8 protein-coding genes are annotated in these 8315 nt (G+C 65.7%); 4 read left to right on the plus strand and 4 right to left on the minus strand.

The genetic code is table 11. The features are described from left to right. Positions 1-51: 51 nt before the first annotated feature. The gene (locus QRQ56_RS24035; RefSeq protein ID WP_438743450.1) at positions 52-1581 is read left to right on the plus strand and encodes a UbiD family decarboxylase; all 1530 of its coding nucleotides are present in this window, start codon (positions 52-54) and stop codon (positions 1579-1581) included. Then, complete coding sequence (locus QRQ56_RS24040; protein ID WP_438743451.1) at positions 1578-2174, plus strand: UbiX family flavin prenyltransferase; 597 nt, start codon at positions 1578-1580, stop codon at positions 2172-2174. The genes QRQ56_RS24035 and QRQ56_RS24040 overlap by 4 nt, the downstream gene beginning before the upstream one ends. A gap of 35 nt (positions 2175-2209) precedes the next feature. Here the strand turns inward: QRQ56_RS24040 and QRQ56_RS24045 are convergent, their stop codons facing one another. From QRQ56_RS24045 to QRQ56_RS24055, 3 genes are read right to left on the minus strand one after another with little or no spacing between them, the layout of a single operon-like run. Next, positions 2210-2533, minus strand: coding sequence for a metal-sulfur cluster assembly factor (locus QRQ56_RS24045; RefSeq protein WP_438743452.1), 324 nt, complete (start codon positions 2531-2533; stop codon positions 2210-2212). Beyond that, positions 2530-3039: a DUF2249 domain-containing protein gene (locus QRQ56_RS24050; RefSeq protein WP_438743453.1), complete on the minus strand. Its 510-nt coding sequence runs from the start codon at positions 3037-3039 to the stop codon at positions 2530-2532. The genes QRQ56_RS24045 and QRQ56_RS24050 overlap by 4 nt, the downstream gene beginning before the upstream one ends. Before the next feature lie 14 nt (positions 3040-3053). Beyond that, a complete protein-coding gene (locus QRQ56_RS24055) occupies positions 3054-4400 on the minus strand; it encodes a hypothetical protein (protein WP_438743455.1) in 1347 nt (448 codons plus the stop codon). A 32-nt stretch (positions 4401-4432) separates the two neighbouring features. Here QRQ56_RS24055 and QRQ56_RS24060 point away from each other — a divergent pair, with 32 nt between their 5' ends. Beyond that, a complete protein-coding gene (locus QRQ56_RS24060; protein WP_438743457.1) occupies positions 4433-5089 on the plus strand; it encodes a hypothetical protein in 657 nt (218 codons plus the stop codon). A 153-nt stretch (positions 5090-5242) separates the two neighbouring features. Continuing rightward, positions 5243-7783, plus strand: coding sequence for a magnesium-translocating P-type ATPase (gene mgtA, locus QRQ56_RS24065; protein WP_438743459.1), 2541 nt, complete (start codon positions 5243-5245; stop codon positions 7781-7783). A 47-nt stretch (positions 7784-7830) separates the two neighbouring features. Here mgtA and QRQ56_RS24070 read toward each other — a convergent pair whose 3' ends face one another. Continuing rightward, complete coding sequence (locus tag QRQ56_RS24070) at positions 7831-8049, minus strand: DUF6894 family protein (RefSeq protein ID WP_438743461.1); 219 nt, start codon at positions 8047-8049, stop codon at positions 7831-7833. Between the last annotated feature and the right edge of the window lie 266 nt (positions 8050-8315).

An 8315-nucleotide genomic window follows, 5' to 3' on the forward strand; every position in this document is an offset into this window, starting at 1 on the left:
TGAAGACCGAAAACAAGCCGGCTAGCTGTGATTTTTTGGGAGCTTGCTCAATTGCAACGTGATGTGCCGCGCTTCCGCGACTTGCCCGACTTCCTCCGCTTCCTCGAAAGCCGGGGACAGTTGCGACGCATTCGCGAAAAGGTCTCCGTCGTCCACGAGATCACGGAGATCCACCGGCGTGTCCTCGAGGCGCACGGACCGGCATTATTGTTCGAGCAGCCCGTCAAGGCCGACGGTCGTGTGTCGGAGATGCCGCTCGTCACCAATCTGTTCGGAACGGTCGAGCGGATCGCATGGGGCATGGGGATCGCGCCCGACCGTCTCGAACAGCTTGGCGAGCTGATGGCCGAGCTCCGCGCGCCGCGACCGCCGAACAGCATCAGGGACGCCTTCGACAAGATCCCCCTCGCCCGTGCCGCGCTGGCGACGCGCCCGCGCACGCGCGCTGGCGCGCCGGTGCAGGATTGCGTCACGATGGGGCCCGACATCGATCTTGCGAGATTGCCGGTCCAGATCTGCTGGCCGGGCGAGCCGGCGCCGCTGATCACCTGGCCGCTTGTGATCACCGTGCCGCCGGACTCCGCAACGGCGGACCAGGAAGAGAATGTCGGCGTCTACCGGATGCAGGTGCTCGGCCGCGACCGTGCCATCATCCGCTGGCTCGCGCATCGCGGCGGCGCCCGGCATCACCAGCAATGGAAAGCGATCGGGCGCGACATGCCGGTCGCGATCGTCATCGGCGCCGATCCTGCCACCATCCTGGCCGCGGTGCTGCCGCTGCCCGAAACCATGTCGGAACTGCGCTTTGCCGGCATCCTGCGCGGCGAGCGGCCCGACCTCGCATCCTGCCTGACTGTCCCGCTCGCGATTCCCGCCGAGGCGGAAATCGTCATCGAGGGTTTCGTCTCCGCGACCGAAACCGCGCCCGAGGGTCCGTATGGCGATCACACCGGGTACTATAATTCCGTGGAGGAATTCCCGGTGATGCGGGTGACGGCGATCACCACCCGTCGACAGCCTGTGTACCTCTCGACCTTCACGGGCCGGCCGCCGGACGAGCCGTCGCGGATCGGCGAGGCGCTCAACCGCCTGTTCGTGCCGCTGATCCGCCAGCAATTCCCTGAAGTAACCGACTGCTGGCTGCCGCCGGAAGCCTGCTCCTACCGGATCGCGGTCGCGTCGATCAAGAAGCGCTATCCCGGCCAGGCGCGGCGGCTGATGCTGGGCCTGTGGTCGATGCTGCCGCAGTTCAGCTACACCAAGCTCCTGATCGTGGTCGACGACGACATCGACGTCCGCGACTGGCAGTCCGTGATGTGGGCCGTCTCGACGCGCAGCGACGCCTCGCGCGATCTCGTGACACTCACCGACACGCCGATCGACTATCTCGACTTCGCCTCGCCGAAGTCGGGGCTCGGCGGCAAGCTCGGCATCGACGCCACAACCAAGATTCCACCGGAAACGGATCGGGAGTGGGGTGTTCCGCTGGCCATGGATCCCGCCGTGGTCGCGCGCGTCGACGCGATGTGGGCGAAGCTCGGGCTTTCCGGCCCGCCAGCACCCGCACCGGTCCTCACATGAGCGCACGGCAAGGCATCATCGTCGGCATCAGCGGTGCCTCGGGCGCCGCGATCGGCATGCGCATCGTCGAGCTGCTGGCGGACAATCCGCATTACGCGGTGCACCTCGTGGTCTCGCCCGCAGCCGAGCGCACCCTAGACGAGGAAGTCGGGAGCGATGCGCTGGCGCGACTGCGCGCGCTTGCCTTTTGCAGCCATTCCTATCAGGACATCGGCGCCGCGATCGCCAGTGGTTCGTTTCCCGTCGCGGGCATGATCGTGGCGCCGTGCTCGATCCGTACGCTCTCGGCCATCGCCTGGGGGCAGCTCGACAACCTCCTGACCCGCGCGGCCGACGTGCAGCTCAAGGAACGGCGCCGGCTGGTGTTGCTGGTCCGCGAGAGCCCGCTGCATCTCGGCCATTTGCGCAGCATGCTGCAGGCCACCGAGATCGGCGCGATCATCGCCCCGCCGATGCCGGCCTTCTATCTCAAGCCGCAGTCACTGGAGGATGTGATCGACCAGATCGCCGGCCGGGCGATCAACCTGCTCGACCTCGCGAATTTTCGCGCACCCGCAAAAGTCTGGTGTGGCCCGGACAACGAAGACGTGTAGCCGGCGGCGCGATCTTCGATCGCCGCCGCTCCGGATCAATTGACCTCGGCAAAGCCCAGCTCCGACCGCACACCCGGCGAGATCATCGAAGGCTGCCACGGCGGTTCGAACGTCATGGTGACGTCGACCGATTCCACGCCCGGGACGAGGCACGCGCTGTTGGCCACCCCTTCCTTGAGGAAGGACGCAGCGGGACATCCAGGTGTCGTCGCCGTCATGGTGATGTGCGCGGCGCCGTCGTCGATGGACACGTCATAGACGAAACCGAGGTCGACGATGTTGTGGCCGAGCTCGGGATCGATCACGACCTTCAGCGCCTGCCTGATCCGGGCGACGAGATCCTCATCATTGCTCATCATGCCTGCACCCTCACGGTCAGCTGATAAAACTCCTTCTGCGGTGTGAAGCCGCCGCGCCATTGATGGCCGCGTCTGCTCAGCTCCCGAAACAGGAAGACCGGCTCCCGACTGAGCAAAGCGTGGAGTGTCTGGCCCGGGGCCAGCTGTTCGAGCGCCGCCAGAATCCGAACCATCGGCTCAGGCGGATCGAGGTCGCGATTGTCGAGATGAACCGAGGGCTCAGGCCAATTCTCGTCGCCCGGCGCATCCGCGGCCGGCTCAGCCGTTTCGAGCGAGGCATTGTCCGGCATGAAGCGGATCTCCCATTCGCCGCCTTCCAGCTCGGCCTCGCGATGCGCAAAGCCCTTGCTGGCCATGACGTCGAACAGGGGAACCGGCTTGAAGGGTGCATAGAGCCGCAGACCCTCCCCGGGCGCGAGCCGCGCGAGCGCGGCCATGATGACCGAGAACGGCTCGCCGCCTGCACGCAGGATCGGCCGGACATCGACGTCGAGAAAAGCGGTCATTGCAAGTCTCCCTTTCAGTTCCGTGTGACCAGGAGATGGGGCATGGCGGCTCCCGCCGGCAGGCGCAGCGGCTCCGCTACGTCCGCAAGCCGGCGGGCCCTGATGAACTCGCCGCCCAGGCCGAGCGTCGCCAGCGTCATGGCCGCGACGGCGAAGCGAAAGCCGAGCGACGCGTCGATCAGGAGCATCAGCGTCGCGGTCCAGCTTCCGGCAAAAAACAGGACGAACCATTTCAACGCGCGGCGCTCTGCAACGAGGTCCTGCACGCGAGGCGTCGGCACTCTGCCCATCACCGGACCGTAGGTCTCGAGCCAGGTCAGGAACGGCACGATCTTGTAGAGGTTGGCGAGCACGAGGCCGCTGAGCCAGCCGAACGCGACGAGAAAGGCCAGCGCTCCGACATGGGGCAGGAAAGAGCCGGTCGCAACAAATGCGACACTGAGGATTGCGGCGACGACGAGGCTCGCCAGTGCAACGAGGCTCATGCGCGTGTTGAGCTCGAGCGCGCGGCGCTTGCGCGCCTTGTAGAGCCCGAGCACGTCACGGCCGTAGGCGGCCAGCGACAGCAGCGCGGCAGCGCCCGCGAGCAGAAGCGTCAGGTTGAGTCCCGTCATGCGCCAGAGCGCGAGCACGCCACCGATCAGTCCGACGGCCAGCGCAATGATGCCGGCGATCCAGGCGAGCCGGCCAAGCCGCGCATCGCCGTCCGGTGCGAGCATGAACATCGCGAGCAGGCGATAGCTGACGCCCATCGCGGTGAACGTCAGCCATCCGCCGAGCCCTGCCAGTGCGTGGATCGGAACACCCGAGACCAGCAGGTCCGGCCATTGCGTTCCGATGGCGGTGCCGGACAGCACCAGCGAGAACAGGCCGCCGAAGCTCGCCGTGACACAGATGCAGGCAAGGCCGCCTGCAACGAACCGTGCCGGCGCCGGCAAGGGACGGGCCGACCAGAGCGTCATGCCGAGATTGGCGACGACCAATGCGAAACCGGCGATCAGGAAACTGGCGCCGACCGGAAGCAGCCAGCGCGGCCCGTTGAGGTGACTGCCCAGCGTGAGAAAGCCTGAGAGCAGAACAGTCAGGCCAAGCGTCAGCAGCACGAGCGCCGGCAGCGTCCAGCGCTCCGCGTAAAGCGGCTTTGCGACCAACACTGGCACGAACTGGAACAGCGCGCCGCACAGGACCGTGCTCAACCAACCGATGGTGACGATGTGAACGATGACCAGCGTGTCAGGTCCGTCGATATCGTGGTTCGGAAAACCGAAGCCGGCAACGACAAGCCCCTCCGCAAGCAACAGCCACGCGATCGCGACCGCGAAGTAGCTGATTGCCCATCTGCAGAGGCTGGTTCCGATCACGGTTTCCTTCCCATCGCCGCGCACGACATTCCATGTTGGCACTCGATAACCCTAAGTGGCTGAAGTCACGGCCACTTTGTCGAGGCGCAAACTCCGGCGCCTTTCACGACAATGGGATCGGCGGCGATGGAGCATTGATGCAGCGCAAGAGAACGCCCGGCGGCGCTGATATCCAAGGTGTTCAATCAGCAGGGAATGGTCCGATGACGCTGAAGACTTGGTGTGCGGTGCTGGCGATTTCGGCGAGCGCGTTGACCTCCGCGATGGCCCAGTCCAGCCCGCCGCCCTCTCCGAACGCAAGGCAAGATGCGCCCCGTCTCGTCGAGGTCATGAGCCTGGCGCAGCAACAGCACCTCAAGCTTTGGTATGCCGGCAAGGCCAGGAACTGGGACCTTGCTGCATACGAATTGCGTCAACTGACCAACAGCCTGGCGCAGGCGGCGATCTTCTACCCGTCCATTCCCATCAGCAACGTCACGACGATGAAGGAGCCGCTGCTCTCGGTCGCCGACGCGATCGCGGCGGGAGACGATCGCAAGTTCGCCGCGTCGATGCGCGGACTGACCGACGGTTGCAATGCCTGTCACAGCTCGATGGACCGCAGCTTCATCGTCATCGGCGTGCCGACCGGCGGGCAGCCGCCCGCCAATCAGATCTTTGCGCCGCGGGGAAACAGCCGGAAGAAGTGAACCGGCTTGCGCTTAACGAATATTAAGCATCGCGCCCGCTCGACTTGACCTGACGGCGCCTCGTGAGACCGGATTGAGTTGCGTCAATCCGAGGAGCCGGCAATCGCTTAACCTCGGCCTCGCCCCAGTTGTCAGCGACCGCCGAGCCCCCGCATGATCGAACAATCCATCCCGGCCAAGGCTGTGGCCGCGGCATTCTGGCAAATGCCGACGGACGATCTCTATCGCGCGCTCGGCTGCGGCCCGGACGGCCTGTCGCAGGACGAAGCTATCAGGCGGCTGGCCATCCATGGCGCCAACCGCGCCGACGCCTCGCAAAGCCGATCGGCCTGGCGCAAGCTCGGCCAACGCCTGTGGAATCCGCTGATCGCGATGCTGCTGGCGGCTGCCCTCGTCTCCGGCCTGAGCGGCGACATCGGCAGCTTTGCCATCATCGCAACGGTGCTGTCGCTGTCGATCACGCTCGACATCGTCCAGGAGCATCGCGCCGAGCTCACGGCCGATGCGTTGCGGGAATCGGTCGCCATCCAGGCCGACGTCGTCAGGGACGGCAAGGACATGACGATCTCGGTGACGGCGCTCGTCCCGGGCGACGTCGTCAAGCTCCGCATCGGCGACTTGATACCGGCCGACGGCATCGTGCTCGAGGCGCAGGAGCTCCAGATCAACGAAGCCCTGATGACCGGTGAACCGTTTCCGGCGCTCAAGTCCGAGCGGCCCTGCTCCGCGACCTTGCCGGCGGATGCCACCAACGCCCTGTTCGCGGGCACGAGTACGGTCGGCGGAAGCGGCAGGATGCTGGTGGTGACGACCGGGAGCCGGACGCGCTTTGGCGCAATCGCCTCGGCGATGGCGGCCAACGCCCCGCCCACGGCGCTCGAACAGGGTGTCCGGAAGCTTGGACTATTGATCCTTCGGCTCACGCTGTTTCTCACGCTGTTCGTGCTGATGGCGCATCTGGTCGCCCAGCGCAACGCGATGGAGTCGTTCCTGTTCGCGATCGCGCTCGCCGTCGGCCTGACGCCCGAGCTGCTGCCGATGGTGATGACGGTAACGCTTGCCCGCGGTGCGCTGCGCATGGCGAAGCGAAAGGTCATCGTCAAGCGGCTGTCGGCGATTCACGATCTCGGGGCGATGGACACGCTTTGCGTGGACAAGACCGGCACGCTCACCGAAGCCAGGATCACGCTGGCGGCGCATATCGATCCGCAGGACCAGGCCAGCGATCGCGTCCTTGGGCTGGCGCGCCTGAACAGCACCTTCCAGGCCGGCGTCAGGAGCCCGCTCGACGACGCGATCCTGTCGGCGAACCACAACGATCTCGACGGCTGGACTCGGCTCGCGGAAGTGCCGTTCGACTTCGAGCGGCGATGCCTGTCCGTTCTGGCGGTCCGGAACGGCGAGCACATGCTGATCGCCAAGGGCGCGCCGGAATCCATCCTGTCGCGCTGCGTGGCCGTGGAGATCGATGGCCTGGCTCATCCGCTCGATGCCACCTGGCAACGGAAGTTGGCCGACATCCAGACCCGCTATGCCGGTGACGGCTTCCGGCTGCTTGCCGTCGCCATCAGATCCATTCCGGCCGGGCAGCAGACGATTGCCGTCGGCGACGAAGCCCAACTGACCATGGTGGGTTTTTGCGTGTTCGCCGATCCGCCGAAACCGGATGCGGCTGCGGCGATCGCTGCGCTCGCCTCGCTCGGCGTGACCATCAAGATCATTTCGGGCGACCACGACGCCGTGGTCGCGCATGTCGCGCGCTCCGTCGGTCTCGGCGCGGACCGGATCATGACCGGTGCCGAAATCTCGGAACTCACCGATGCCGCGCTGATCGCCCGGGTCGATCACGTCGACCTGTTCGCCCGCATCGATCCCGACCAGAAGCGGCGCATCATTGCCGCGCTCCGGCATCGCAATCACGTGGTCGGCTTCATGGGAGACGGCGTCAACGACGCCCCCGCGCTCCACGCCGCGCATGTCGGCATCTCCGTCACCGGCGCGACCGAGGTCGCCCGCGCCGCCGCCGACATGATCCTGCTGGCGCCGGACCTGTCCGTGCTTGCGGCCGGCGTGCGCGAGGGCCGCAGGACCTTCGCCAACATCCTGAAATATGTCCGGATGGGAACGAGCTCGAATTTCGGCAACATGCTCTCGATGGCCCTGGCCTCGATCGTGCTTCCGTTCCTGCCATTGCTGCCGCTGCAAATCCTGCTCAACAATTTGATCTACGATCTCTCCGAGATCGGTATCCCCTTTGACGACGTCGACCGCGAAGACATTGCCCGGCCCGAATCCTGGAACATGGCGAGCATCCTTCGCTTCACCATCGTCATGGGAATAGTGTCGTCGCTGTTCGACGCCATCACCTTCGCCGTCCTGCTCAAGCTGTTCGATGCGGATGCGGCGATGTTTCAAACCGGCTGGTTCGTGGAATCGATCGCGACCCAGATCCTGGTGATCTTCGTGATCCGGTCCCGCAAATTGCCGTGGCTGGCGAACCGTCCGCCCCGCATCCTGATCGCCACGTCCGTGGGCGCCCTGCTGGTCGGCGTGGCGCTGGCGCTCGGCCCGTGGCGCGGCGCGTTCGGCTTTACCGCGCTGCCCGCGGGACTGATAGCGACGATCATCGCCATCGCGGCGGCCTATCTGGTCTCGGCGGCCGTCGCGAAGCGGCTGGCGATCTCGGATCCGTAGTGCCTGAGAGGAAGGGCCGAGGTTGACGGAAACGCCCCGGCCAGGGATCAGGTCGCGTCCGGATAGATCTGCTCGCGGTGGACTTCGCGGCCGCTCTCGTCGAGCACCACGATCCGAAGGTCGCGATGGCCCTTCGGCTGCTCTCGGCGCACGCGGTTTGCCAGATCCTTGCTATGCGCGATGGCGGCGCCGTCGCTCACGAGGTCCAGTCCGGATTTGTCGCGGACGGGCACGCCATCCTTGAAATCGAAATAATAGGTACGCATCGGCTCATTCCCGCGGTCTTGCGCGGCTCGGTTCAATCATCATCCCGGAAAAAATGCCGAGGCGGGGGGACGAACCGCGGCGACTTGGGGGAACTGCATCTTAAGGAGGCAATCGATTCGAACGTTTGACCCGGATCAAACGCGGGAAAACCCGGCAAGTTTCCGACGGCGGGGAGGCCGGCTTCCACTCGCGCGAGCGGACAGGCGGCAAGGCAACGCCCTGCCGCATTTCATCCGTGGTCGCCGTTTGGCTCGAGCCAGAGCCG

Origin of the sequence: Bradyrhizobium sp. U531 (genome assembly GCF_051710265.1) — a bacterium.
In the GTDB taxonomy this organism is placed as follows: domain Bacteria; phylum Pseudomonadota; class Alphaproteobacteria; order Rhizobiales; family Xanthobacteraceae; genus Bradyrhizobium.

Bases quoted from the DNA above. Each gene is read 5' to 3' on its own strand.
- QRQ56_RS24070 (WP_438743461.1), bottom strand. From the start codon at position 8,049: ATGCGTACCTATTATTTCGATTTCAAGGATGGCGTGCCCGTCCGCGAC.
- mgtA (WP_438743459.1), top strand. From the start codon at position 5,243: ATGATCGAACAATCCATCCCGGCCAAGGCTGTGGCCGCGGCATTCTGG.
- QRQ56_RS24045 (WP_438743452.1), bottom strand. From the start codon at position 2,533: ATGATGAGCAATGATGAGGATCTCGTCGCCCGGATCAGGCAGGCGCTG.
- QRQ56_RS24050 (WP_438743453.1), bottom strand. From the start codon at position 3,039: ATGACCGCTTTTCTCGACGTCGATGTCCGGCCGATCCTGCGTGCAGGC.
- QRQ56_RS24060 (WP_438743457.1), top strand. From the start codon at position 4,433: ATGTTGGCACTCGATAACCCTAAGTGGCTGAAGTCACGGCCACTTTGT.
- QRQ56_RS24040 (WP_438743451.1), top strand. From the start codon at position 1,578: ATGAGCGCACGGCAAGGCATCATCGTCGGCATCAGCGGTGCCTCGGGC.